General features: G+C 71.4%; 13 protein-coding genes and 1 pseudogene. 8 read left to right on the top strand and 6 right to left on the bottom strand.

Going from position 1 to position 26,559, the window contains the following annotated elements:
- Positions 1-142: pseudogene (locus J2852_RS27290) on the bottom strand (IS6 family transposase); the annotation flags it as partial.
- Between the two features lie 734 nt (positions 143-876).
- Here J2852_RS27290 and J2852_RS27285 point away from each other — a divergent pair.
- The 3 genes from J2852_RS27285 to J2852_RS27275 are packed head-to-tail and all read left to right on the top strand — an operon-like array spanning position 877 to position 5,463.
- On the top strand, positions 877-2,559 hold the full coding sequence (locus J2852_RS27285) for a tetratricopeptide repeat protein (protein WP_209881781.1): 1,683 nt from the start codon (positions 877-879) through the stop codon (positions 2,557-2,559).
- Between the two features lie 10 nt (positions 2,560-2,569).
- Positions 2,570-3,568 carry a GDP-mannose 4,6-dehydratase gene (locus tag J2852_RS27280; protein ID WP_209881779.1) on the top strand — a complete coding sequence of 333 codons (999 nt, stop codon included), beginning with the start codon at positions 2,570-2,572 and terminating at the stop codon, positions 3,566-3,568.
- Positions 3,565-5,463, top strand: a complete 1,899-nt coding sequence (locus J2852_RS27275) for a tetratricopeptide repeat protein (RefSeq protein ID WP_209881777.1) — start codon at positions 3,565-3,567, stop codon at positions 5,461-5,463. The genes J2852_RS27280 and J2852_RS27275 overlap by 4 nt, the downstream gene beginning before the upstream one ends.
- Here J2852_RS27275 and J2852_RS27270 read toward each other — a convergent pair.
- The 3 genes from J2852_RS27270 to J2852_RS27260 are packed head-to-tail and all read right to left on the bottom strand — an operon-like array spanning position 5,447 to position 11,266.
- Positions 5,447-7,261, bottom strand: coding sequence for a tetratricopeptide repeat protein (locus J2852_RS27270; RefSeq protein ID WP_209881775.1), 1,815 nt, complete (start codon positions 7,259-7,261; stop codon positions 5,447-5,449). The two genes, J2852_RS27275 and J2852_RS27270, sit on opposite strands and share 17 nt — an antisense overlap.
- On the bottom strand, positions 7,258-10,056 hold the full coding sequence (locus J2852_RS27265) for a glycosyltransferase (RefSeq protein WP_343206832.1): 2,799 nt from the start codon (positions 10,054-10,056) through the stop codon (positions 7,258-7,260). Before J2852_RS27265 ends, J2852_RS27270 begins: the two co-directional genes overlap by 4 nt.
- A gap of 1 nt (position 10,057) precedes the next feature.
- Complete coding sequence (locus J2852_RS27260; RefSeq protein ID WP_209881773.1) at positions 10,058-11,266, bottom strand: glycosyltransferase family 4 protein; 1,209 nt, start codon at positions 11,264-11,266, stop codon at positions 10,058-10,060.
- A 122-nt stretch (positions 11,267-11,388) separates the two neighbouring features.
- Here J2852_RS27260 and J2852_RS27255 point away from each other — a divergent pair, with 122 nt between their 5' ends.
- Positions 11,389-15,213 carry a tetratricopeptide repeat protein gene (locus J2852_RS27255; protein ID WP_209881772.1) on the top strand — a complete coding sequence of 1,275 codons (3,825 nt, stop codon included), beginning with the start codon at positions 11,389-11,391 and terminating at the stop codon, positions 15,211-15,213.
- On the opposite strand, the gene J2852_RS27250 is transcribed toward J2852_RS27255, so the two are convergent.
- Positions 15,182-17,965, bottom strand: coding sequence for an O-linked N-acetylglucosamine transferase, SPINDLY family protein (locus tag J2852_RS27250; protein ID WP_246500020.1), 2,784 nt, complete (start codon positions 17,963-17,965; stop codon positions 15,182-15,184). The genes J2852_RS27255 and J2852_RS27250 overlap by 32 nt on opposite strands.
- 68 nt (positions 17,966-18,033) lie before the next feature.
- On the opposite strand from J2852_RS27250, the gene J2852_RS27245 reads away from it, so the two are divergent.
- A complete protein-coding gene (locus J2852_RS27245; protein WP_209881770.1) occupies positions 18,034-19,389 on the top strand; it encodes a class I SAM-dependent methyltransferase in 1,356 nt (451 codons plus the stop codon).
- Positions 19,390-19,393: 4 nt separating this feature from the next.
- On the opposite strand, the gene J2852_RS27240 is transcribed toward J2852_RS27245, so the two are convergent.
- On the bottom strand, positions 19,394-21,256 hold the full coding sequence (locus tag J2852_RS27240) for a glycosyltransferase 61 family protein (RefSeq protein WP_209881768.1): 1,863 nt from the start codon (positions 21,254-21,256) through the stop codon (positions 19,394-19,396).
- Positions 21,257-21,355: 99 nt separating this feature from the next.
- Here J2852_RS27240 and J2852_RS27235 point away from each other — a divergent pair, with 99 nt between their 5' ends.
- Genes J2852_RS27235 through J2852_RS27225 form a run of 3 tightly spaced genes read left to right on the top strand, consistent with a single transcriptional unit; the run spans position 21,356 to position 26,548 of the window.
- Positions 21,356-22,879 carry a tetratricopeptide repeat protein gene (locus J2852_RS27235; protein WP_209881766.1) on the top strand — a complete coding sequence of 508 codons (1,524 nt, stop codon included), beginning with the start codon at positions 21,356-21,358 and terminating at the stop codon, positions 22,877-22,879.
- Positions 22,863-24,677: a tetratricopeptide repeat protein gene (locus J2852_RS27230; protein ID WP_209881764.1), complete on the top strand. Its 1,815-nt coding sequence runs from the start codon at positions 22,863-22,865 to the stop codon at positions 24,675-24,677. Before J2852_RS27235 ends, J2852_RS27230 begins: the two co-directional genes overlap by 17 nt.
- Complete coding sequence (locus J2852_RS27225; RefSeq protein WP_209881763.1) at positions 24,674-26,548, top strand: O-linked N-acetylglucosamine transferase, SPINDLY family protein; 1,875 nt, start codon at positions 24,674-24,676, stop codon at positions 26,546-26,548. Before J2852_RS27230 ends, J2852_RS27225 begins: the two co-directional genes overlap by 4 nt.
- The last annotated feature ends 11 nt before the right edge of the window (positions 26,549-26,559 follow it).

Here is a 26,559-nt window from a genome sequence, read left to right as displayed (position 1 = left end):
GGTCCAACTCCGGCGCGTAGGCCTGGATCCAGCGGAAGAGCGTCGTGTGATCGACCGCCACGCTGCGGTCGGCCAGCATCCGTTCCAGATCGCGGTAGCTGATCGGGAATTGCAGATACCAGCGCACCGCCCACAGGATCACCTACGTCGTGAACTGCCTGCCCTTGAACGGGCTTTTTTGCTGCGCATCACCGTGTCACCCCGGCTGCCGATCCCGCCAAGGTTCTACCGGATCCCCGCCCCACCACAAAATTTGCAACAGAGCCGTATGGTCGATCGGCTCACCGTCGTAGGCACCATCCGCCAGCACCGACCAATTCGTCACCTTAAACGTCATCTTGGGAATGCGGTGACGGCGAGAAGTGTTGTGCTTGAAGGGCATGGTGGACGCGGCGATCAGAACGACGGGGCCGCTCGTCTACACGGCACATCAGCCCCCCGCAAATTGGTCCGGCAGCGCCTCCGTCCACCAATGCCAGGTAAATGGATAACATCATGGGGCGAATAAACCGCGTCAAGGAACGCCGGGACGTTCCCCCAGGTTTGAAATTGATCATTCCTCCGGTAAAAAATACAAAGTAACGTTTTTAGAAGATTCTGTACGTTCCAAGTTCCCCGCGATGAGGAAGGAGAGTCATGGTTCGGGCCGCGCAATGGCGGGATCACGATACGTCGGCTTCAACCGCCGGTTCGGACGTATCCGGTTTGCTGTCCGCCGCCATTGCTTGTCACCGCGCCGGGGATGGAAACGCCGATGGGTTGTACCGCCGCATCCTTTCGTTGCATCCGGGGCAGTCCGATGCTCTCCATCTTCATGGATTGATTGCGCTGCAAAAAGGCTTGGCCGCCCAGGCGCAGGTGTGGATCCGGCGCGCCTTGAGGATCGACGCCACGCAGGCGATGTACCGGAACAGTCTGGGCGAGGCGTATCGCGCGTCCGACCAGCCAGACAAGGCGTGCCACGAATACCGGCGTGCCCTGGCGTTGAACCCAAGCTATTGGGAGGCTCTGGCGAACCTGTTCAAGCAGGCGCCAACGGCGGCAGCACCCTTGCAGACATGGCTCTGGCGGTTGCGCGTCCCCACCGTGTCGGATCTGATCACGATGGCGGACGCCCGCCTTCTCAACAACCAACTGGGAGAGGCGCGTCAGGCCTACCGGGCGGCGATCGCGATCGATCCGGCCTCGGTGCAGGCCTACGTCAACATCGGCGCGGTCGCCTCCCGGTCGAAAATCTATCCGGATGCGGCAAAGGCCTACCGTCGCGCGCTCACGCTGTCGCGCGAGCATGCCGGGGCCTGGAACAATCTCGCCAGCGTCGTTTGGGAGATGAACGACGGGCCGGCGGCGACCCGGCTGTGCCACCGCTCGATCGTGCTGAAGCCCGACCACCCCGACCCCTACGCCAATCTCGGCTATGTGGTGAGGTCGCAGGCCCAGGATCAGGCGGATTTCGCGACCGCCGAGGCGCATTGCCTGCGGGCGCTGCGGATCGCCCCGTCGCACGTCTCGGCGACCAACAATCTCGGGATCATCCATCTCGATCTGGGCAACCTCGTTCAGGCGGAGGATCTGTTCCGCCGCACGCTGGCGGCCGAGCCCAAGCATCCCGACGCGCGCTTCAACCTCTCCCTCGCGCTGCTGAAGGCGGGACAGCTGAAGGAGGCGTGGGAGCATTACGAGGCCCGCTGGGAGACCGGCCAGCTTCCGCCGGTCGCTCCCATCGGCCGTCCCTGGCGGGGCGAGCCGCTTCAGGGGGCGACCATCGTGCTGCACGCCGAGCAGGGGCATGGCGACACCCTGCACTTCGTTCGGTACGCTCCCCTCGTCGCCGACCGGGGCGGGCGCGTCGTGCTGGTGGTGCAGCCGGCCCTGAAGCGGCTGGTGGCGGAGATGCCGAAGGTGGCGGCGGTCCATGGCCTGAACGAGCCGTTCCCGGCACCGGACTTCCTGTGCTCGCTGATGTCGCTGCCGCGCCTCTTCGGCACGGAGCTGGACAGCATCCCCGGTGCGGTCCCCTATCTCTTCCCGCCCGTGGCGAGCATCGGCAAATGGCTTGGCAAGCCGCTCCCCGGCGGCGGCCTGCGGGTCGGGCTGGTGTGGTCGGGGGATCCCCGGCCCGGTCTGCTGCGCGCCAATCTGACCGATCGGCGCCGCAGCATGACGCTGCGTGATTTCGAGCCGCTCGCCCGAATCCCGAACGTCACCCTGGTGAATCTCCAGATGGGCGCTCCGGCGGCCCAGCTCGCCGATCCTCCTCCCGGGATGAGCCTCTGGAACGGGATGGGGGAGGTCGAGGATTTCGCCGATACGGCGGCGCTCATCCTGCGCCTGGATCTGGTGATCACCGTCGATACCTCGGTCGCGCATCTGGCCGGGGCGCTGGGCAAGCCGGTGTGGGTGCTGTCCCGCTACGACGGCTGCTGGCGCTGGCTCCAGAACCGCGCGGACACCCCCTGGTATCCGACCATGCGCCTGTTCCAGCAGACCGAATCCGGTAACTGGGGCGCGGTCGTCGAGCGTGTCGCCCGGGAGCTGGCGATGTTGGCGGCGGCATGAGGCGCCGGGGATGACCAAAGCCCTGATCACCGGAATCGCGGGCCAGGACGGCGCCTATCTGTCGAGGCTGCTGCTCGACAAGGGGTACGAGGTCGTGGGCATCGTCCGGAGCGGCAGGCTCGGCGCCCCCATGCACCGACTGCACGGGCTCGGCGTCGCCGGGGATGTGCGGATCGTCGACGTGGACCTGACCGATTCGTCCGGCCTGTCGCGCCTGCTGGAGCGGGAACGGCCGGACGAGGTGTACAATCTGGCGGGCCAGTCGGTGGTCCGTTCCTCCTGGCAGGACCCGGTCCAGGCCACGAAGGACACGGCGCAGGCCGCCGTGACGCTGCTGGAGGCGCTGCGGCTGTCCTGGCCCTCGGCCCGTTTTTTCCAGGCCTCGTCCTCGGAGATGTTCGGCGCGGCCGAACAGGACCGGCGGGACGAGTCCACGCCGTTCCATCCGCGATCCCCCTACGCCGTCGCCAAGCTCTTCGCCCATCTGACCGCCGTCAACTACCGCGATACCCTTGGGCTTCACGCGAGCTGCGGCATCCTGTTCAATCATGAATCGCCGTTCCGGGGCACGGATTTCGTCCTGGGCAAGATCGCGGACGGGGTCGCCCGGATAAAGCTCGGGAAAGCGAAAACGCTGCGGCTCGGGAACCTGGACAGCCGGCGCGACTGGGGCCATGCGCGCGACTACGCATCCGCGATGCACCTTATGCTCCAGCAGACCCGGCCCGATGACTACGTCATCGCCACCGGCCGGACGGCCACGGTGCGCGACGCCTGCCGGATCGCCTTCGCGCATGCCGGTCTCGCCATGGACGACCATGTCGTTGTCGACCCGGCCCTGCTGCGCCCGGGGGAGGGGCGCAGCATCGAGGCCGATGCGTCGAAAGCCAGAAGGGACTTGGGCTGGGAGCCGAGGACCGGGCTTGAGGATCTGATTGCCGAGATGGTCGAGGCCGACCTTGAACGGATCGGTCGCCAGCGGATCGGCCCGCAGCGGATCGACCGGTGATTACCGACCTTCTGGCCACGGCGCTGGAGCATCACCGCGCGGGCCGCTTCGCCGAGGCCGAGGCGCTCTACCGCCGCGTGCTCGACAGCGACTCGAACGAGGTCAACGCCCTGCATCTGCTCGGGCTCGTCCTGCGGCGTTCCGGGCGGCTGGAGGACGGGCTGGCGCTGATCGGCCGCGCGCTCCGGCTCAACCCGGAATTCCTGGAGGCGCGCCTCAACCGCGCCAACATCCTGGGCGAGGCCGGACGCGCGGCGGAGGCCGCCGCCGAGTGGCGCCGGATCGTCCTGCTCGCTCCGGCCTGGGCGACGGCGTGGCACGGGTTCGGGGGAGCGCTCGAACGTCAAGGCAGCGCGCGGCTTCCCCAGGCCATCGCGGCGCTGCGCCGGGCGGTCCGGATTCAGCCCGGAACGGCCCGGCTGCACCATGATCTGGGGCTTGCGCTACGCCACGCGGCGCGGCTCGACGAGGCCATCGCCAGCCAGCGCAACGCCGTCGCGGTCGAGCCCGACCTTGCGCACGCCCACATGAATTTGGGATCGGCGCTGCTGGAGCGGGGCGGCGGGGGCGAGGCGGCGGTTGCCTTGCGGCGGGCTTCCACCCTGGCGCCGGACAGCGCGGAATGCTGGTACAACCTCGGCCACGCCCATCACCAGTCCGGCGACCCGGCGGGGGCGGTTCTGGCCTACGGACGCTCCGCCGATGCCGGGCTGGGCGTCGCCGTCACGCGGTTCGCGCAGGCGCTGGCTGATCTCGGACGCGAGGACGAGGCGGAGCGGGTGCTGCTGGACAGGCTGGGGACGGCGGGGACGCCCGTGCCGGAGGCCCTTGAACTGCTGGCCCAAACCCTTCTTCGGTGCAACCGGCTGGGGGAAGCGCGCGCTCTTTTCGAGAAGCTGGCTGAAACGCCGCTGGCGGGGGTCCGCTATGTGGGGGAATGCCTGACCGCCCTGGCGGCGGTCGACCTCGCCGAGGGGAACCCGCAAGCCGCCGCCGCGAGGCTGGCGCGTGTCCAGGGCGATCACGGCTGGTTCTTCACTGTCAAGTCCCTGGCCGCGCTGCATTCCTCGCTGGCCGGCAAGGGGTTGAGGCTGAGGCGGCCGGCGGCCGGACGGCCCGGCACGCGTCCCCGCATCACCTCCTCGACGTTGGCGAACCGGGGGCGCTTCGCCCACAACGCGCTGGAATATGTGATGCTGCGGCTCTACGCCGAGCAATTCGGCTATGTCCTGGAAACGCCGGACTGGGTGGGCGGCGCGTTCTTCGACATCAACGACCCGCCGCAGAGCGGACCCCTGCCGCCGCTGCTCTTTCCCCGCCACCGGCTCAACGACTGGATCACGGGACGGACGGCCGACCCGCCGCTGGCCGACCGCGACATGCTGTCCCCGCTTTTCCTGTTCGAGCACAAGGAGCGGTACCGGGAGCGGGTGCAATCCTGGCTCAGGCCGCGCACCGTCTGGGCGCCCTGGCTCGACCCGGCGGTCGAGCGGCTGCGGGCGGGGGGGGCGACCGTCGTGGCGATCCACATCCGGCGCGGCGACTTCCTCACCTTCGGCTACCCGATCACCGAGACGGACTGGTATCTCGCATGGCTGCGGGAGATCTGGCCCGGCATCGAACGGCCGGTGCTCTATCTGGCCAGCGACGATCTGGCGGCGGTGCGGGGCGCCTTCGCCGAGTTCCGGCCGCTGGTGCGGGCCGACGTCGCCCCCGATTGGCCAGGGCTGGAGTATCTCCAGGATTTCCACGTCCTGACCCAGGCGGACGTGGTCGGCATCAGCGCGGCGAGCGGGTTCAGCCAGCTCGCCGCCCGGCTCAACCGGCGCGCCTGGCTGTTCGTCGAGCCGGATGTGGAGGCCCGGCGGATCCGGCCCTTCAAGCCCTGGTCCTGACCTCCCGGGCCTTGTCGCGCGCGCGTGCGGCGAGCGCGGTCCGGACGAGACGCAGGACGCCGGTCCAGTCGCCCGGCCGCTCCTGGCGGAACAGGCGCATGGTCGGGTACCAGGGGGTGCAGACGCCATGCTCCAGCCAGCGCCAGTCGGGCGCGAAGGGCAGGACGGTCCAGACCGGACGGCCCAGCGCGCCGGCCAGATGGGCCGGGCCGGTGCAGGAGCTGACGATCAGATCGAGCTGGTCCATGATCGCGGCGGTGTCGGCGAAATCCCCGATCGTCGCGCCCAGATCCGTAAAGCTGGCGGGAAGCGGGCCGGCATGCTCCAGATCGCGACGCCCCGGCCCCTTCTGCAACCCGTAGAAGTCGATCCCGGCGACGTCCAGCAGGGGGCGGAAGGCGGCCAGGCCGGGCGAGCGCAAACGGTCGCCCTTGAATTCGGGATTGCCGGCCCAGACCAGACCGACGCGCAGCCGTCCGCCCCCCTCCGAAGACAACCGCTCGCTCCAAGCCCTCACCAACTCCGGCTCGGCCCGGAGGTAGGGCGTTTCGGCGGGAATGGTGTAGAGCGTCGTGCCGAGCCGGTGGGGCACGCTGGCCAGGGCGACGTGGGCATCGTGCGGCGGCGGCGGCTCGAAACGACCGATCACCCCGTCGATCCCCGGCATGGACGACAGCAGGCGGACAAGCTGCCTGTTGCACTCCAGATGGACACGCACGCCCCTGGATTGCAGAAGAGGGGCGTAGCGGGCCAGCATGATCGTGTCGCCAACCCCCTGCTCGTCGTGGATCAGCAGCGTCCGCCCGGTCAGGTCGGATCCGTCCCAGGCGGGCGAGGCGAAGCCGCGCCGGGGCGAAGGGAAATCCGCCATGCGCGAGCGCCATTCGTACTCGGCGAAACCCTCCTCCAGCCGGCCTTGCAGCAGCAGGCCGAAACCGAGCGCGGTGTGCCCTTCCGCCTGGGCCGGATCGAGCCGGACCGCCCGCCGGGCGAGCGCGATGGACGCGTCCACCCGCATCTCGTCGCGCGCGGCGAGGCTGAGGTTGAGGTGGGTGGCCGCGTCCTCCGGCTTGACGGCGATGGCGCGATGGAAGCAGGCAACCGCCTCCGCGTAGGCGCCGAGCTCCTGAAGGGCGATGCCGAGGTTGTTGAGCGTGCCGGGCTCTCCGGGCGAGAAACCCAGCGCGCTGCGGTAGGCGGCAACGGCCTCGTCGAGCCGGCCGAGCCGGCGCAGCGCCACGCCCAGGTTCGTATAGGCGGCCACCGAGGCCGGCAGGATGCCGAGCAGCGTCATGAACGCCTCGACCGCCTCCTCCGGCCGCCCGTCCAGGAGGAGGGCGCGCCCGAGTTGCAGCCGCTGGTCGGTCAAAAACGGCTTGAGCCGCAGCAGCCGGCGCAGCGCGGCCGCTTCCCCGCCATGATCGTCCTGGTCGGATAGGATGTTGGACAGGTTGTTGAGCGCGTCGGCGAAGTCCGGCGCCAGCGCCAGCGCCCGCCGGCAGACCGCCGCCGCGTCCTCGCGCCGGCCGAGGCGGCGCAGCGTGATGGCGAGGTTGGAGAAGAAGACCGGGTTTCCCGCGTCGAAGCGGATCGCCTGCCCGATCAGCCCGGCCGCCGCCGCCGGATTGCCGGCCTGGAGGGCCAGGACCCCCAGCAGGTGCAGGGCGTCGGGATGGTTCGGCCGGGCGTCCAGCGCCTGCCGGTACAGCGCCTCCGCCTGGGCGGCCCGCCCGGCGCCGTGATGGGCCATGCCGGCGTGCAGCAGCGCGGCCGGATCGGGGTGGCGGATCGTCGTCACAGCAGCACCGGGCTGTTCCAGGGGTCGTAGGGAACCAGCGCCTGCCGGTCGCGGTCCGGCCGGTGGAAGCCCGTGGGGAAGCCCATGGCCGTCCGGTTCAGCATGCTGGCCGTGAAGGAGAAGCTGCTGTTGGAGATGGCGACGGTGTCGGCCACGCACAGCGCGTGGAAGTCCGTGAAGAACTCCGCGCCCCGGATCGGCTCGGCAAGGTCGCGGGCGCACAGCGGCCGGTAGGGCGCGAAGGCGGTCAGGCAGGCGGGATCGTCGGTCGCGACGTAGAGGACCGGGCGGTCGAGGCCGGGCCAGACCTTCTCCAGCCAGCGCAGATACCAGGCTTCGGGCGCGATCCAGAAGCGGCCCCAGCCGAAATCGCCGCGCCGCAGGTGGAGCGCCACGACCGTTCCGCCATGCGCGCGAAGGCGGACGGCGATGCCGTCGGCGTGGGGCCGCAGGCGCGGACCCGGTGTGAACAAGGCCCGGAAGGCGTCGCGGCGCGCCGACAGGAACCCGGTGTTGCCGCAGAAGTAGCCGGTGACGTCGCGGTCGGCCAGAACCGGCGCATCCTTGCCCTCCAGCGCGGCGACGATGGCTTCCTCCCCCTCCGCTTCGGGCACGGGCGGCAGAGGGGTGCCCGGCAGCGGATCGTCCAGGCCGTACAGATGGCGCCCAGGCCACGCCGGCACCTCCAGCGTCAGGCCATGGAGGGCGGCGTACAGGCGAAGCACGCCGTATTGGAGAAGCTGGTTGCCGAACCGTCCGTGCCGGCCGAAGAGGGTCGAAGCGAGGCGGCGCCCGACACGCCCGGCGGGCCGGGATGCCGGCGGCACCCCGAGCGCGCGGGTGAGCAGGTTGACCGTGCGCCCGGTGAAGGCGTCGGCCCGGCCGGGATTGCAGCGGATGGCCCGCTCCCACCATTGCAGGGCGTCGTCATGGGCATCGTCACGGGCGCCGGAAGCGTCATCGGCGTCGAGCGCGCCGGCCAGCGCGACCTGTCCCTCGAACAGATCCGGCGCCAGGATCAGGGATTGCCGGGCGTGGCGCGCCGCCTCGCCGCCATTCCCGACCTCCAGGGCGACCTCCGCGAAAAGCGCGTTCAGGCCGGCGTTGTCCGGCTCCAGCCGCAGCCCGCGTGCGAGAATCCCGTGAGCCGCAACCTTCCGTCCGAGACGCTGGGCCGCCCAGCCGAGAAGGCGGAGGGCGTTGGGATAGGCGGGCTGGAGGGCCAGGCTGGCGCGCAGGGTCTCGAAGGCCTCGGCGTACCGGCCCCTTTCGAACAGGAGGGAGCCGACGTTGAAGCGGGCGGCCGGCGCCTCCGGTTGCAGGCGGGCGACCATGCGGAAGGCCCGCAGCGCCAGCGCGAAGCGCTGGAGCCGGTGCGCGACCACCCCCAGCTCGAACCAGGCGGTCACGGATCCCGGCTCTAGCGCGATCGCGCGGCGCAGCAGATCGAAGGCCCGCAGCGGCTGCCCGCGCTGCATCCAGTCCTTCGATTGTTCGATCACCGCCGCGACCGCCGGTTCCCTAGCCGGGAAGATGGAGGGGAGGAAGGGAAGCCTTGCGCCGCCCTGGCCGTGCTTCTGGCCGCGCTCGAAGGCCGCCCTCTTTGCCTTCAGCGCCTCAATGCGCCGGAGCGTCAGGAACTCCATGCCCAGGAACCGCGGGTTCGGCCGCGTGCGCTCCGGGGACGGGGGGCCGCCTGTCATCTCGGCGCTCTGGCGCGCCAGCGCGTTGTTCTCCCGCATCGTGTAGTGGACGGTCTTCTCCGTGATCTTGATCCCGCCGAACAGGCTGTTCAGCGCGCGCGAATAGGCGACATCCTCGGCCAGCGCCGGCAGGAACGGCGCCTCCTCCGGGAAGCCGCCGACGAAGTCGTGGCAGTCCCGCCGGACGCAGAGGTTGCAGGGATAGCTGTTCTCCGCCGCGTCGCGCCATTCCGGCGTGATCGTCGCGTCGATGCGGTCGAAAAGCATGCCCGTGCGGATGAACCCGGCGTCCGGCGCGGCGTCCAGCACGCGCGCGGTCAGGAAGAGGTGGGAGGGAAGGAAGAGGTCGTCGGCGTCGAGGAACCACAGATAGCATCCCCGCGCCGAGGCGGCGCCGAGATTGCGCGCCGGCCCCGCGCCGACGTTCCGGTTGCACGCGATCACGGCGACGCTCTGCTCGGGGTGGGCGCGGGCCCAGCCGAGCGCGCGGGCGAGCGAAGCGTCGGTCGAGGCGTCGTCGACCACGCAGATGTGGACCCGCGCCGACGGATCCCGGCTCCGCTGGTAATCCGCCGCCGCCAGCACGCTGTCGAGCGCGCGTTCGATAGTGTCGGCCATGTTGAAGACGGGAAGCACGACGGTGCCGACGAATTGATCGGCTTGCCGCTGCTTCACCGCCGCCAGGGCGACGGCCAGCCCGCTGTCCTCGCGGCCCGAAACCGCGCCGAGCCGCGAGGCGTCCTCGTCACGCCCCTGGACCAGCCGCAGGGTTCCGAGGATCCGGGCGAAGTCGCCCGCCGGCTCCAGGACGCCGGCCAGGGGATCGAGGATCGCGGCGGCCTCGTCCACTGCCCCCGCGTGAAGCCGCGCGAGGGCGTCGTTCAGGGCGGGCACCAGGGTGTCGTCGATCTGCCGGTCCAGGATGGCCTGATTCCGGTGCAGCCGGGCGGCGCGGAGCAGCAGGCGGAGGGCGCCGGCCCGGTTCCCCGCCCTCACCGCCAGGAGGGCCATCCGCTGCAACGCCACCGCGTCGGCGGGGTCGGCGAGCAGCGCCAGCCGCGGATCCATCTCCGTTGTCATGTCGGTCGTCACGTCAGCCCACCGCCTCGACGAAGGCGCGGGCGAAGCCGCTCCACGTCCGCTCGCCGCGCACGAAGGCGCGGCCCTTTTCCGCGCAGTCGCGCGCCGCCGCGCGGTCGGTGTAGAGACGGTCGAGCTGCTCGACCAGCTCCTCGACCGAGGACTCCCCCCATCCCCGGCGGCTGCCGTCGGGATCGGGAACGGGCGATTGCCGGCTCAACGGTAGGCAGTTGCCTTCCCGGATCAGGTCGAGATGGCCGGTGTTGGCCGACAGGATCACCGGCACCCCGCAGGCCATCGCCTCCATGGCGACGAGGTTGGTGGCGCCCTCGCAGCGGTTGGGGAACACGGCGGCGTGGCAGTCAGCCAGGATCGGGGCGATCTGGTCGCGGCCGAGGACGCCCATGTCGATGAAGCCGTCCGGCGCGACGCCATGCGCCATCGCCCATTCGACGATGCGCAGCCGGCCGTTCTCGCCGATGGCCGGCGGCGTGGGGGTGTGGTGGGATTCGGCGATGCTGGCCGAAGTGTGCGGCCAGTGATTGTGCCATGCGGTGACCAGCAGCGCGTCGGGGCGGCGTTCGCGGAAGCGGCGGAAGGCGGCGAGCACGATATCCTGCCCCTTGCGGAATTCGATCTTGCCGCCCGAGAAGACGACGAAGCGGTCGCCGAACCGCCCGGCCGGCGGCGCCGGGGCCAGCTCGTCGGGATCCACGCCTTGGAACGCCAGCCCGACGTCGGTGAATCCCTGCTCGACGAGCAGGTTCCGGTTGTAGGTGGAATGCACGACGATCCGGTCGTAGTTCCGCGCGCGCGCCAGCACGTCCGCGTCGAAAAGGGTGTCCTCGAAGGCGATGACGCCGACCGTGCGGCTTCCCCGCAGGTTGGCGGCGGCGCCTGGAACGAAGCCGTTGCCGAGCGCCTGGAGCACGGTGGTTCCCTCCAGGCAGAGAACCTTGTCGCCGGCCTGCCGGACGAGGGCAGCGAGCCGTTGCTGGGCCTCCAGCAGCGGTTCGATCCGCGCCCGGTTCGCCGGCCGCAGCGCGCTCAGCAGGGGACGTTCCGCCAGCAGCGGCGTCTGGCCCTGGTCGAGCAGATGGAGCACGGTGTGGAGACCGACCAGGCCCCAGCCATGGATTTCCGAAAGCTGCCACGTCAAAACGATAGGCTTCAGAACGATAGGTTTCAGGACGATGGTCTTCGGAACGACAGTCTGTTGCATGCACGGCCCTTCGACGCCGGTCGCGAACGCCGATGACCTTCATACCGGTAGCGATGGCTGCTATGGTACCGGATCGCTTATCGAAACGCTCGGTTCTCTCGGTTGCTCGGCGCTGGATTCGGATGACTTTTTCGATCGCCTTCATCGACCCGGCGCGGGGCGATTATACACCGGACACGCCCCGTCGCCAGCCGCTTGGAGGATCACAGTCGGCGCTCTGCTACCTGTCGGAAGGGTTGGCGGCGGCCGGTCTGACGGTCACGCTGGTCAACGGCACGCGGACGCCGGGAACCGTGCGCGGGGTGTGCTGCGTTCCCATGGCGGCGATGTCCCTCGACGCGCTGTGCGGATTCGACGTCGTCGTCCTGTTGAACGGCTGCGCGCCGGAGCTGGTGTCGCGCCTGCGCGCGGCTCCGGGGGAGCGCCGGATGGTCCTGTGGACCCAGCACGCCGCCGACGAGCCGGCCATCCGGGATCTGGCGGATCCGGCCTTGCGCGCCTGCTGGGACGGCTTCGCCCTGGTCAGCCGGTGGCAGATGGAGCAATACCGGACGGCCTTCGCCATCGATCCCGCGCGCTGCGCCATCCTGCGCAATGGCATCGCCCCCGCCTTCGCCGCACTCTTCCAGGCGGGCGAAAGCGTTCTGGCGGCCAAGCCCTGGCCGCCGGTGCTGGCCTACAACAGCGCGCCTTTCCGCGGGCTGGACGTGCTGCTGGACAGTCTGCCGCACATCCGCGCGGCGCTGCCGGGAGCGCGGCTGCGCGTCTTCTCCAGCCTGGAAGGGTACCAGATTCCCGCCACCGAGGATCCCTACCGCGCGCTCTACCAGCGGTGCCGGGATACCGAGGGCGTCGAGTATGCCGGCGCGCTGTCGCAGGACGATCTGGCGGGGGAGCTCCGGACCGCCACCTGTCTGGTTTATCCCAACCGCTTCCCCGAGACCTCCTGCATCGCGGCGATGGAGGCGATGGCGGCCGGCTGCCTGATGGTGTCGAGCCAGCTCGGCGCGCTCGCTGAAACCACGGAGGGCTTCGCCCGGCTCATTCCGGTGCCGGCGGCGCCGGCGGAGCACGCCCTGCGCTTCGCGGAGGCGGTGACGGACGCGCTTCGTCCGCTCCGCGAAGAACCCGCCGCCTGGGATCGGCGGCTTCGCCGGCAGGTCGATCACACCACGGCGACGATGGGCTGGCCGGTCCGGGTGCGGGACTGGCTGGACTGGCTCGGCGAACTGCGGCGGCGCCCGGCGGCCCATACGGCGGCCCATACGGCCGACCAAGCCTCCGCAACGCGGATCGCGGCCAGCGTCGCGCAGTCCCAGACGCATCTGCTGGAGGCGCTGGGCGCCCACCTGAACGCCGGCGCGCGGGAGGGGGACGGGCGGATCGCCGATGCCCGCTGGCAGGCGGAGGCGCATGGAATGATCGCGCTCGTCGAGGGAATGCTTCGCCTCGACCACAACACGGAGGAACGGCGTTCCGGCGTCTGGGCGACGCTTCGCGGCTACGACGCGTGGCTGGCCCACCGCACGGTTCTGCCGACCCTGCCGCGCGTGCCGGTGCCGCCCGGCGGGCGGCGGGTGTACGACTGCTTCCAGTTCCACAACGAACTGGAACTCCTGGAGGTGCGGCTGGCCGAGCTGTACGGGGTGGTCGACCGCTTCGTGCTGGTGGAGGCGACCTACACCCACGCCGGCGACCCCAAGCCGCTTCATTACGCCGACAACCGCGACCGCTTCGCCGCTTACGCCGACAAGATCGTGCATGTCGTGGTGGCCGACGATCCCGGCGGCTTCGCCTGGCAGCGCGAGGCCCACCAGCGCGAGGCCATCGCGCGCGGCCTGGAGGATTGCGGACCGGAGGACCTGATCATAGTGGGCGATGCCGACGAGATCCTGCGCGCGCCGGTGGTCGAGCGGCTGCGCCACGAGCCGGACGGCGGCGCCGGGCTCTTCGCGCCGCAGCTCGACATCTTCCTCTATTTCCTCGATCTGAAATCGCCCGAGCCCTGGGTGTCGGTGGCGGCGGCCCCTTGGAACCTGATCCGCCGGATCGGACCCAACCGCGCGCGCTATCTGGCCAAGCAGGGGATCGGGCAGGTCGTGCCGGACGCCGGCTGGCATTTCACCTGGATGGGCGGCATCGAGCGTTTCCGCGCCAAGCTGGAATCCTTCGCGCACCGCGAGATGATCGCCGGCATCGACGGCGAGGCCGCCGAGAACCTCGAGCGGTTGCGGCGGTTCTACGCGACGGGCCGTTTCGAGGCCGGGCCGGTGCCCGGCATGTGGACCGGCCTCGCCCCGGTTCCGGTCGATGCTGCCTATCCGATCTCGATCCGCGACCGGCTGCCGCATTTCCGGCGGATGGGCTGGCTGGTGCCGACGCCGGAGCCCGACCGCAGCGCCCTGCTCGACGCCGCGCGGACCCACGCGGCGGCGGGCCGGAGCGGGCCGGCGGCGGACGCCTACCGCCGCGCCGTGGCGCTCGATCCCGCCTGCATCCACGCCTTCGACGGTCTGGCGACCCTCGCGTCCGATGTCGATGCGCTGGGACCGCTGCGGCGTTGCGTCGTCCTCGACCCCTGGGGCAGCTTCCACCGCTTCGCCCTGGCCCGTGCGTGCCTGATCGGCCGCCGCTACGGCGAGGCGCTGGCGATCCTGCTGGAGTTGGCCGCCCGCGAGCCGGACGATCATCGCGTCCATGGCAATCTCGGCGTGGCGCTGAAGAATCTCGGCCGCTACGCCGAGGCGGAGGCCGCGGGCCGCCGGTCGTTGGCGCTGCATCCGGCCGAGCCCGGCGCGTTGAGCAATCTCGGACTCACCCTGTCGGCCCAAGCCCGTCACGACGAGGCCGCCCGCTCCCTCCGGCGCGCGGTGGCGCTGGCGCCCGATTTTCCCGACGCCCGCCTCAACCTCGCCCTGGCGCTGGCCGCCCTGGGGAAGGACGAGGCGGCGGAAGCCAGCTGTCGGGCGGTCCTCGACCGGCAGCCGGATAACGCCCTGGCGCATCTCACGCTCGCCAATTGCCTGCTGCGCCGGGGAGAGCTGGAGCGGGGGTTCGCCGAATACGAATGGCGCCACCGGTTGGACTATAGCCTCAACGAGCCGCGCGACCCGGGCACGCCGTCCTGGCGGGGCGAGGATCCGAAGGGGCGGACGATCCTGCTGCACGACGAACAGGGGCTTGGCGACGGCATCCAGTTCGTCCGCTACGCCGCGATGCTGCACCGGCTGGGCGCGCGGGTAATCGTGGAATGCGACGACGCGCTGGTCCGTCTCTTCGCCACCCTCGACGGCGTGGAACGGGTGGTCCGCCGCTCCGACCCAGCCCCGCCGCACGACGCCCGGGCGGCCCTGATGAGCCTTCCGCATCTGCTGGGCACCACGCTTGCCACCATTCCGGCGGAGGTGCCCTATCTGCGCGCCGAACCGGAACTGGCGGAGCGGTGGAGAACACGGCTGGCGACGGTCACGGGATTGCGGGTGGGGCTGGTCTGGGCCGGCAACCCGGATTTCGGGCACGACCCGCAACGGTCGGTTCCCCTGGCCGCGCTGCTGCCGCTGATGGCGGTCGAGGGGGTGTCGTTCCTTGGCCTTCAGAAAGGCGGCGGGCGGCGGGAGCTGGACGGTTGGCAAGGGCGGCTGCCGCCCTGTTTCACCGACCTTGGGGACGAGATCGGCGATTTCGCCGACACCGCGGCGATCCTCGCCAACCTGGATCTGGTCGTCTGCGTGGACACGGCGGTCGCGCATCTGGCCGGCGCGCTCGGGCGGCCGGTCTGGACGCTGCTGCGCGACGTCGGCGACTGGCGCTGGCTCGACCGGGGCGAGCGCACGCCCTGGTACCCGACCATGCGCCTGTTCCGGCAGGAACGGCCGGGCTCGTGGGATTCGGTCGTCGCCGGGGTCGGGGCGGCGCTCACACGTCTGCGGGCAGGGCCGGCACGTTGAACGGCTCGGGCGGCAGGCCGGCGGCGTGCCGCTCCCACATGATCCGGTAGGCACTTTCGAGGTGCCGGGCGAAGCGGGGCGTGTCGAACAGCGCGGCCGTCGCCCGTCCCCGTTCGAGGCGGGACCGGTAGACGCCGAGCCGGTCGGGGTCGCCGGCCAGCCGCACCGCCAGCTCCTCGTACTCCGCGAAGCTCGCGGTGATCGTCTCCGGCAGGCCGGCGGCGGTCAGCAGGCTGGCCGCGACGCGCGACGCGAAGGTGTCCCCCATGCGCGTCACCACGGGCAGCCCCATCCACAGCGCGTCCGAAACGGTCGTGTGCCCGGTGTAGGGAAAGCTGTCGAGGAACAGGTCGGCCAGACGGTAGCGGGCGAGGTGCTCCGCCTGCCGCCGATGGGGGGCGAACACCAGACGCTCCGGGTCGATGCCGTGGCGGGCCGCCTCGCGCCGCAGATTGCCGGTGGCTTCGGGGTTGGCGTCCATCAGCCAGAGGACGCTGTCGGCGACGCGCGCCAGGACGCGCATCCACAGGGCGAACAGGGCCGGGGTGATCTTGAAGGGCGCGTTGAAGGCGCAGAAGACGAAGCCCTCCGGCGGCAGGCCGCAGGCGGCGCGGCCGGGGACGGGCGCGTCCAGGGGGCGCCGCCGGTCGTTGACCTGATAGGCGTCCGGCATCCGCACCAGCCGCTCGCGGTAATGGGGCTGATGCTCCGGCGGGGTGACGATGCGGTCGCCGATGGCGTAGTCGATGACCGCCGCGCCCAGGGTTCCCGGATAGCCCAGATAGGCGACCTGCACCGGCGCCATCCGCCGGGCGAGCAGGTCCAGCCGGGCGTCCCGCGTGTAGCCCTTGAGATCCACCAGGATGTGGACCCCGTCGGCGGCGAGCGCCGCCGCAACCCCCGCCGCGTCCAGCTTCCGGATGTCGCGGAAGAGGTCGAAGCCGGCCTCCAGCCGGCGGCGCATCGGGCTGCCGTCGTCGGGGCCTTGGGAATAGCCGAGGATGCGGAACCCCGCGCGGTCGTGCTGCTCGAACAGCTCCGCCGTCAGATAGGCTGTGGCGTGCTCGTGGAAGTCGGCGGACAGATAGGCAACCGTGAGGCGGCCGTCGGTGCCGACCGGCCGCCACGGCGCGGGATCCGCGTCTTCGGCGGGCCGCACCATCGCCGCGTGAAAAAGCCGGGCGGAGCGGTCCTGCTGCGCCGGGCTGCTGTCGATCAGCAGGGTGAGCAGGGGCAGGGCAAGCCCGAGATCGCCGTCGATGACGCGGAGGATGGCTTGGCTGAGCGCGGCGTGGTCGCGCCAGTCGCAGGCCGACAGCGATGCGAACAGCCGGTCGCTCAGGGCACCGGCCTGATCCGGCGCCAGCGTCCAGGCCCGGCCATAGGCGGTCGCGGCGGCGGAGAGGGCGCCGGAGGCGCGCAGGGCGTGGCCCATCTCCCGGTGGATGTCGGCGGACTCCGGCTGGAGCGCGAGGGCCCGGCGGTGGGCGGCAACCGCCGCCCCGGCCCGGCCCAGTTCACGGAGCGCGGCGCCCAGCTGCGTGAAGGTCTGGGCGGAGGCCTGCCCGCCGGACAGCCGGAGCGCGCGGGTCAGCAGCGGCAGGGTTTCCTCGAGATCCCCGAGCAGGCCGAGGTTGGAATAGGCGTCGGCGAGGTCCGGCTTCAGCGCGATGGTGACGGTAAGGCGGGAGCGCGACGCCGCCCGGAACCCCAGCGCGAATTCGGTCACGCCGAGCAGGAAGGACGCCTCCACCTGATCGGAACGCACCGCCAGGATGGCGCGGCAGACCGCCCGGCTGTCCGCCGCCCGCCCGTCCTGATAGAGCCTGAAGGCCGTCGCCACGGCCTGGGCCAGCGGCATGTCGCGCAGGCTGGGCGGCGGCATTGGGATGACATGGCAGAGCGGGCGGGTCACCGTGCCGCCGCCGGGCGTGGACAGGCTGTGCGGTTCGGCCTTGCGGGCGTGGTGGTAGCCTGCCAGATGGACGATGCCGAGCGGCGCGTGGGGAAGCTGCGGGTCGAGCAGCACCCGGCCGTCGTCCGAGCAGAGCGGCGGCGCCCGGAAGCAGATCCAGTTGCAGGTCGCCGGCAACTGGCTGAACGACAGGCCGCCGGTTCGCAGTGCGACGTTGAGGGCGACCTGCTCGCTGACGAAGAGGATGGTGCGGCGCAGGGCATCCGCCAGCAGCCGTCCCCAGAGGTCCCAATGCGGCGCGTCCCGCCGCGCGGCGAATACGCCGCAGTTCAGCAGCGGATAGGCGCAGAGATGGCGCGCCGTCGCCTCGTCGAAGCAGGCCTTGTACCACTCGTGGAGATGCAGGGCGTAGGGCGTGCCGTGGTAGAGGGGCGTGTAGGAGCGGTCGAGTTCCGGCACGATGGCGAAGCCCGTCGCCTCCGCCCCCCTCAGCAGCAGGTCCACCGCGCTCCAGTCCTGAACCCAGCAATCCGCGTCGAGCCACAGGATGATCTCCGCGTCGGGCACGTGGCGCGGCAGGTGCGGGCGCGACAGCATCGCCTTCATGTATTCGGGCACCGGCCGTCCGGGCCGGTGATCCCAGCCGGGCGCCACGCAGCGGACGTCCTGGGCGCCCAGCCAGTCGCGGGCCGCGGGACCGAGCCCGACGTCGAGCACCACGACCGGCGCCGCGGCGCCCTGCGGGCAGCCGCGGATCGAGCGGACCAGCCCCTGGAGCAGGGGGAGATAGGCGTCGTCGCCGGCCGTCACGATGGCGAAACGGTGGGCGGCGGTCATGGTGCGTCACCGGCTAGGCCTGAACATGGCCTGCGACAGAGGGGCGCCTGTCCTGTTATCAACGCGAGATGCTCCATCGCCTCAGACAGACATGCCGGGTCTGCGATTCGCCGAAGCTTACCCCAGTCATCGATCTCGGGCCGCAGGTTCTGCAAGGGAACTTCGCCACCGGCTCCGGGGAGGGCGGCGGGCCGGCGTCCCCGGAACCGGCGCTGCCCATGCGGCTGGTCCTGTGCGAGGAAGGCTGCGGCCTGTTGCAGACCGCCGCCAGCGTGCCGCCCGAGCGGCTCTACCAAGCCTACTGGTACCGCTCGGGCCTGAACGCCACCATGCGCGATCACCTCGCGGGAATCGTCGGCGAGGCGATGGACCTGATCGCCGTGGAGACACCCACGGTCCTCGACATCGGCTGCAACGACGGCACCCTGCTGTCGGGCTATCCGCCGGGCTCGGCCCGGTTCGGAATCGATCCGTCGGACGTCGCCGCAATGGCGGTGGCAGGGACGGCAGCGGCGGGGGCGGCGGGGAACGGGATCACCCTCATCCGCTCCTTCTTTCCCTCGGAAACGGCGCTGGCCAGCCTCGGCGGCCGGCGCTTCGACGCCGTGACCTCCATCGCCATGTTCTACGACCTGGAGGATCCCGTCGCGGCGGCGCGGGCCGTCGCCGGGCTGCTGACGCGGGACGGGGTCTGGATCCTGGAGCTGTCCTACCTCCCCCTGATGCTGCTCCAGAACGCCTTCGACACGGTCTGTCACGAGCATCTCGAATATTACAGCCTCGCGGTGCTGGAGCGCATCGCGGTGGCGGCGGGGCTGCGGATCTTCCGGGCGGCGATCAACGGCATGAACGGCGGCAGCATCCGCTGCTTCGCCTGCCATGGCGGAAACCCACGTTACGGCACGCCGGAGGACCGGGCGTTCCTGGACGCGCTTCGGGAGCGGGAGCGCGGCATGGGGCTGAACGGCCCGCAGCCTTACCGCGCCTTCCAGGCGCGGGCCGAGGCGTTGCGCGGCGAGCTGGTCGGGCGGCTGCGGGCGATCCGGGCGCGCGGCGAGCGGATCCACGTCTACGGGGCGTCGACCAAGGGCAACGTCCTGCTGCAATGGTGCGGCATCGACGGCACGCTGGTCGACTGCGCCGCCGACCGCAACCCGGCCAAGGTGGGAACCCGCACGCCGGGCACGGGCATCCCGATCCGTTCGGAGGCGGAATCGCGGGCGCTGAGGCCCGACTGGTATCTGGTGCTGCCCTGGCACTTCCGGCACGAATTCCTGGAACGTGAGCGCGCCACGATCGCGGCGGGGACGAAGCTTCTGTTTCCCTTGCCCCGGATCGAGGTGGTCGACGCGGAGACCTACGACACGGCCTTGGCCGGGCGCCAGGATTTTCCGGCGCTGCTGGGACTCGCCCCGCCCGGCTGACGGTTCAGAGGACCTCCCCGACCAGCCGGTCGAGCGCGTCCAGGTCGATGTGGACCGGAACGTCCAGACGCGCCAGCAGATCGGCGGGGCGGCTGTCCGGCTCGTCCGTGAAGTCTCCCGCCAGATGGCGGAACCGGCCGAGCATCGGGACCTGGGTTCCCATCTGCGGGTTCCACGGGGATTGCGGATGAAAGAAGTCCGGATTGTGAAGGTGGATCCAGGTGCCGCCCGGCGGCAGGAAGACCTGATTGCCGGTGGCCGCGCCGACCGGAGCCACCACGATCTCGGCGTCGGCGATCCGCTCGATGGTTTCGAGGACGCCCAGCCGCTCCGGCTGCACCGTCTCGAAGCCATGGCCGGCGAGGAGCGCGGCGACGGCCTCGTCGTTGGCGATCCGGTGCTTGGGGGCGGAGCCGCGCCGGGACAAATACAGCCGCGCCCCCCCGGAACGGGTATGGGAGCGGGGCCGGCGGAGCGGGAGCAGGCGTTCCCGCAGCCAGCGATAGGCCGCCGGGTAGCTGACGGCGGACGGCACCGCCGCGCGGGCCAGCCGGTAGTGGACCTGGGTGACGTCAGGCCCGACCAGCGCGCGCGCATCAAGGATGCGGTCCGGCGGGATTCCGGCCAGTTCCAGCATCTCGCGCTGATAGCCGCGCACATCGAACAGCAGCAGCGGCAGGTCGCGGGTTTCCGGCACCCGCTCGCGCACCATCAGGCGCGGAAGGACGTCGATGAGGAAATGCCAGTAGTTCGGCGTGGACGGCAGGAACAGGACCGGCTGGTCGAGGTCCACTGTCCGGTAGAGCGGGCGCGGCAGGCGGAAGACGGCGGATACCGCGCCCGGCGTCACCCCGACCAGGGGCACGCAGCCGTTCTTCAGCACGGTCGCGGTGGTCTCGCGCAGCATCGCTTGGCGGCCGGCGAGAACGAAGCTCTCGTAGTTGTCCTTCACGTAGAAGCCCTGCACCACCTCGACCCCGGCGTCGAGCGCCACCCCCACCGGCTCGGCGCCGAGCCGCGCCAGCCCATCGAGATGCGTCCGCAGCCAATCGGGCTGGCCCAGGGACAGGGCGGCGGGCAGGGTCTGGACCGGCGGCGTCCACAGCGCGTGGCGGAAGCCGGCGGCGGCGCACCAGTCGGCGAAGCCGAGCAGGCGCAGCGGAAAGCGGTCAGTCGCCGAGACCGGCAAGGCGGGGAAGTCGTAGCGGTCCTTGATCGCGAGCAGCGCCATGGCGAGGTCCGGCCGTCCGGCCAGCAGGGCGAGACGGACGAGCCGCTCAAGCCCCTCGTACAGCGCGACGCTGACGGGCGCGTCGGCGAGTCCCCGGAGGGCTTCCGCGCAGGCCGCCGCGATCCCCTCCGGATCGTTCCGCGCAAGGGCGCGGACGGCGGCGCGCTCGTGGGCGGCGGCGTGGAGTTCCCGCAACGGGATATGGCCGGGCGCCCGCCCGATGCCCTGGCGGAGCACGGCCAGGGCGGCATCCTCGTCCCCCATCCGCCCATGCAGCAGGGCCAGCGCGTGATAGGCCGCTCCGTCGGTCGGATCCAGGGCGAGAATCCGGCGGTGCAGGCGCGCCGCGCGATCCGGCCGGTCCTGTTCCAGCAGCGCGGCGTTGCGGTGGGCGTCCGGAAAATCGGGCTTCAGCGCGATGGCGGTCCTGAAAAGCCGCAGCCCCTCGGCGGTCCGGCCCAGGGCCGCCTCCACCGTGCCCAGCAGGCACGCCGCCTCGGCTTGATCGGGCAGGCTGCGCAGGATGGCGCGGCAGACCTCCCCGCTCTCGGTGAGGCGGCCGTTCTCGTAGAGACTTAGCGCGAGGCCGAGCGCCTCGGCGAGGCTCATGCTGGCGGAGGGTGGGACGGGCGGCATCGGGAGGCGGTGGGTGAGGGGGGCGGGCGGGCCGTCCGGTTGACCGCCCAGCGGCCTCAGGCTACATCAACCCGCATCGCCATCCCACAGGGAACCTGCATGGCCGGAGCGGCCTTTCCCGGCGTCGAGGACGCCTTCGTTTACTGCTTCGGCCAGGGCCTCCGCCACATCGACGCCGAGCGGCTGCACGACGCGGCGTCCAGCCTGCGCCGTGCCGCCGCGCTGCGGCCCGACCACCCCGTTGCCTGGTTCGTCCTGGGGATGACGCTGCGGACGCTCGGCCAGGGCGCAAGTGCTACGGCGCCGTTGCGGGCGGCGCACCGGCTGCGCCCGGACGATCCCGACACGCTCTTCCACCTCGCCGCGCTTCTGCTGGAACAGGGCCGCGCCACGGAGGCGGTGCCGGCGCTGCGCCGGCTGGCGCGGCTGCGGCCCGACCATCCGGACGCCGCCTTCCTGCTGGGCAACGCGCTGATGGCCGTGGAGGAACCGGAGCAGGCCGAGACCGCCTACCGCGTGGCGACCCTTCTGAGGCCGGACTCCGCCGACACCAACAACAACCTGGGCGGCTCGCTGCTCGCCCAGCGCCGGCCGGACGCGGCGGCCGGGAGCTTCCGCCGCGCCATCCGCATCGATCCGGCCCGCCCCGAGCACCACAAGAATCTCGGCACCTGTCTGCTGACCGTCGGCGATTTCGAGGAAGGCGCGCGCGAGTACGAATGGCGGACGCGGCAGGCGGTCTGGCCATGGAACCGCGACTTTCCCGGAAAGCCGGTCTGGGACGGCGGTCCGCTCGCCGGACGGACAATCCTGGTTCATTTCGAGCAGGGGCTCGGCGACAGCTTCCAGTTCGTCCGCTACCTGAGCGTGCTGAAATCGCGGGGCGCGCGGACGGTCTTCGAGTGCCAGCCGGTGCTGAAGCAGGTTCTCGCCGGCGTTCCCGGCATCGACCTGCTGGTCGCGCGGGGCGAGCCGTTGCCGGCGTTCGATTGCTGGGTGTCGCTGATGAGCCTGCCCTTCCGGTGCGGCACGACGCTGCGGACGATTCCGGGTGGCGTGCCCTATCTGCGGCCCGATCCGGAGCGGACGGCCCATTGGGAACGGCCAATCGCCGAGCGCGGCCGGCCGGGCGAATTCCGGGTCGGCATCCAATGGCGCGCCGACGGCGACGACCGCTCGATCCCGCTGGAGCGTTTCGAACCCCTGGCGCGCGTTCCCGGATTGCGGCTCTACAGCCTGCAGCAGGGAAACGGGCTCGATCAGCTCGACCGGCTGGGCGGGGAGTTGGGGATCGTCTCGCTTCCGGGGCGCCGCGACGGGGCCGAGGGCTTCGTCGACACCGCCGCCATCGTCGCGGGGATGGATCTGGTGGTCGCCTGCGATTCCGTCGTGGCCAATCTGGCGGGGGCGATGGGCAAGCCGGTGTTCCTGGCCTTGCCCTGGCTGGCCGATTGGCGCTGGATGCGCCTGTCCGACCGCACGCCCTGGTATCCCGCGACCCGGCTTTTCCGGATGGCGCGGCGGAACGACTGGGACGGAACGATGGCGAGGATCGCCGAGGCGGTGCGCGCGCTGATCGCGGCCGGCGGGCATGAGAAGGGACGGCATGGAATCGAGCATTGAGAGGGCGGCCGAGCATTACCGCGCCGGGCGGCTGGCCGAGGCCGTCGCCGAATGCCGGGCCTATCTCCGGACCGCTCCCCGGACGCCGGACGCGCTCAACCTGCTGGGCGCCGCGCTGTTCACGGCGGGGGAGGACGGCGCGGCGGTCGAACCGCTGCGCGAGGCGATCCGCCTTCAGCCGGGCCATGCCGCCGCGCTGACCAATCTGGCCGTCGTGCTCCAGCACCGCGAGGATTGGGCGGCGGCGGAACGGGCCTTGCGGCATCTGCTGGCCCTGTCTCCGGAGCTGGGGTTCGCCCACAGCCGCCTGGGCTCGATCCTGAAGGAAAAGGGCGACCTCGACCGGGCGGCGCGGCATTTGCGCCGCACGATCCGCCTCGCGCCGCCTTCGGCGCAGGATTGGCTGAACCTGGGGCTGGTCACCCTGTTGAACGGGGAATTCGCCGAGGCGGAGGACGCCTTCCGCCGCACCATCGCCCACACCCCCGACGGTGCCTATGCCCACGCCCAGCTTGGCGAGATCCGGCTGCGGCTGGGTCGGCTGGAGGCGGCGGCCGCGGCCTTCGCCCGCGCCTTGCGCCTCGACCCCACGGCGCGCGGGGCCGGCGACGGGCTGGCGCGCTGCCGGCGCTACGCCGCCGCGATGGCGCGCGCGGAACCGGCGGAGACCGCATCGGCGGGACGCGGCGGCCTCGTGATGCGCGGCGCCTTCAACAGGCACACCGGCTACGGGCATTTCTGCCGCCGGCTGATTCAGAGGCTGCGGCGGGACGGGGTGCCGCTCCAGGCCATCGGCATCGTCGGTCCGGAATCCTGGGCGGAGGAAAACCTCGACCCGCCGGTGCCGGCGCGGGCCGTGGTGAACTGCCTGATTCCGCTGGCGACCGAACGGGTGCCGGGCCTCGCCACCGTCACCTTCTCCATGTTCGAGGGGACGCGCATTCCGCCGGCTTGGCGGCGCCAGAGCGCGCTGAGCGACCTCATCCTCGTGCCCACCGAATCCTCCCGTCTCGCCTGGGAGGCGCAGGGCTTTCCCGCCGAGCGCCTGCGGATCTGCCCGCTCGGCGTCGATCCCGAGGACGCGGCGCAGGGAGGGAGCGTGGCGGCCCCGACGCTCGTCGATCCGAACGGGCGGCTGGTGTCGAGCTACCGGCACCGGTTCCTCAACATCTCCGACTTCATCCCGCGCAAGAACATCCTGGGGCTGCTGCGGGTGTGGCTGCGCAGCACGGCGCCATCCGACGACGCGGTGCTGATCCTGAAGCTGGGCAAGGGCGGCGGCGATGCGGCGATGCGCGCCGAGCTTGGCGCGCTGCTGCGGCTGGCGGAGGACGGCGCGGGAAGGCGGCTGGCGGAGGCGGCGCCGGTCAACCTGATCGACCGCGCGATGAGCGACGCCGAAATGACCGGGCTGTACCGCGCCGCGACCCATTACTGGAGCATGTCGCACGGCGAGGGGTGGGATCTGCCCATGTCCAAGGCGGGGGCGATGGGCCTGACGCTGGTGGCGCCCCGGCACTCCGCCTATGTCGATTACCTGGACGACACGACCGCGCACATGATCCCCGCCACGGTCGGACCGGCGCTCCTGCCCGGCGGCGGGGGGTACTATCCGCCCTTCCACGGCCTCGACTGGTGGATACCAGATGAGGACGTCGCGTCGGGCATTCTGACAAGCATCATCAGGGGCGACGGCGCGCCGAAATCCGCGCGCGCGCGTCTGCTGGAACGCTTCACCTGGGAACGCTCGGCCGCGCGGCTGCTGGCCATCCTCGACGAGGCGGGGCTGCGCGGATGACGGCCGATGCGGACGCCGGCTTCGCAGCCGCGCTCGCCCATCACGAGGCCGGGCGGCTCGACAACGCGGAGGCCGGCTATCGCGCGGTGCTGGCACGCCGCCCCGACCACCCGCACGCCAACAACAACCTCGCCATCCTGCTGCGGGGAAAAGGGCTGTGGGACAAGGCCGCCGCGCATTACCGGAGCGCGATCGCGGCCCGGCCGGAGGACGCGGCGGTGCGCAACAACCTCGCCTGCGCGCTGGAGGAGCAGGGGCGCGGCGCCGAGGCCGTCGCGGCGGTGCGCGTGGCGCTGTCCCTGCAACCCGGCCATGCCGATGGCTGGTTCAACGCCGGCAACATGCTGATCGCGAGCGGCGACATCGCCGCCGCGAAGACGGCCTACTGGCGGGCGATCCGTCTCGATCCGGCGATGGCGGGCGCCCACAGCAACCTCGGCGACGCGCAACGGCGCTGCGGCGAGCTGAGTCTCGCCGTTCTCAGCTACCGGACGGCCATCCGCCTGCAACCGGACCTGCCGCAGCCGGTCGTCAACCTGGGCGAGGCGCTGAAGGACCAGGGCCGCGTGACCGAGGCGATCGTCACCCTTCAGGAAGGGCTGGAACGGCACCCCGGCCTGCCGCTCCTCCATTCCAACCTGCTGCTCGCCCTCCATTATTCCCCGTTGGTTCCGCCCGAGGTCATCGCCCGCGCCCACGCGCACTGGAACGAGCGGCACGCGCGGGCGCTGGGTCGCCCCGCGTCCTTCGCCAACGACCGCGACCCGGACCGCCGCCTGCGGGTGGGCTACGTCTCCCCGGATTTCTGCGATCACGCCTGCGCCGGGTTCATCGAACCCCTGCTGCGCCACCACGACCGGGGGGCGGTGGAGGTCGTCTGCTACCCGGCCTCGCCGCGGCGGGACGGCACGACGGCGCGGATGCGGGCGCTCGCCGATGCGTGGCATCCCCTGATCGGGCTGGACGAGGATGCGGCGGCCCGGCGGATCGGGCAGGACCGGATCGACATCCTGGTCGATCTGGCCGGGCACACGGCGGGCGGACGCCCGTTGCTGTTCGCGCGCAAACCCGCCCCGGTCCAGGTGACGTGGCTCGGCTACCCGGACGGCACCGGCATGCCGGCAGTGGACTACCGGCTGACCGACGCCGTCGCCGACCCGCCGGGGGAAACCGACGGCTGGCACGCCGAACGGCTGGTCCGCCTGCCGGACGGCTTCCTCGCCTTCGAAGTGGGGGCCGAGATCGGTCCTCCGGCCCCGCCGCCGATGCATCGGAACGGGTTCGTCACCTTCGGGTCCTTCAACACCGTCGCCAAGGTGACCCCGGCGGTCCTGCGGGTGTGGTCGGAGATCCTGACCGCGCTGCCCTCCGCGCGCCTGATGCTGAAGAGCGGCGCCTTCGCGGACGGGCCGACGCGCGACGATTACCTGCGGCGCTTCGCCCGGCATGGCGTGGCGGCCGACCGTCTTGATCTCCTGGCCCAGGTGCCGTCGGCCGGGGAGCATCTGCGGCTCTACGACCGGATGGACATCGCGCTCGACCCGTTCCCCTACAACGGCACGACCACGACCTGCGAGGCGCTGCGGATGGGGGTGCCGGTCGTCACGTTGGCCGGCCGCCACCATGTGGCGCGGGTCGGCGCCAGCCTGCTGACCCGATGCGGGCTGGCCGAGCTGGTCGCCGGCAGCGAGACCGGCTATGTCGAAACGACGCTGGCCCTGGCGCGGGATCCGGCGCGGCTGGCCGGCCTGCGGCTCGGCATGCGGGAGCGGTTGGAGCGCTCGCCCCTGGGCGACCCGCGCGGCTTCGCGCGGTCGGTCGAGGCGGCCTACCGGACGATGTGGCGCCGATGGGTGGAGGGGGGCGCCTGACGGCAAGCGCC

Origin of the sequence: Azospirillum soli (assembly GCF_017876165.1) — a bacterium.
Taxonomy (GTDB): Bacteria; Pseudomonadota; Alphaproteobacteria; order Azospirillales; family Azospirillaceae; genus Azospirillum; species Azospirillum soli.
Note: the sequence above shows the minus strand (reverse complement) of the source record. Positions and strands in the feature narration are given on the sequence as shown.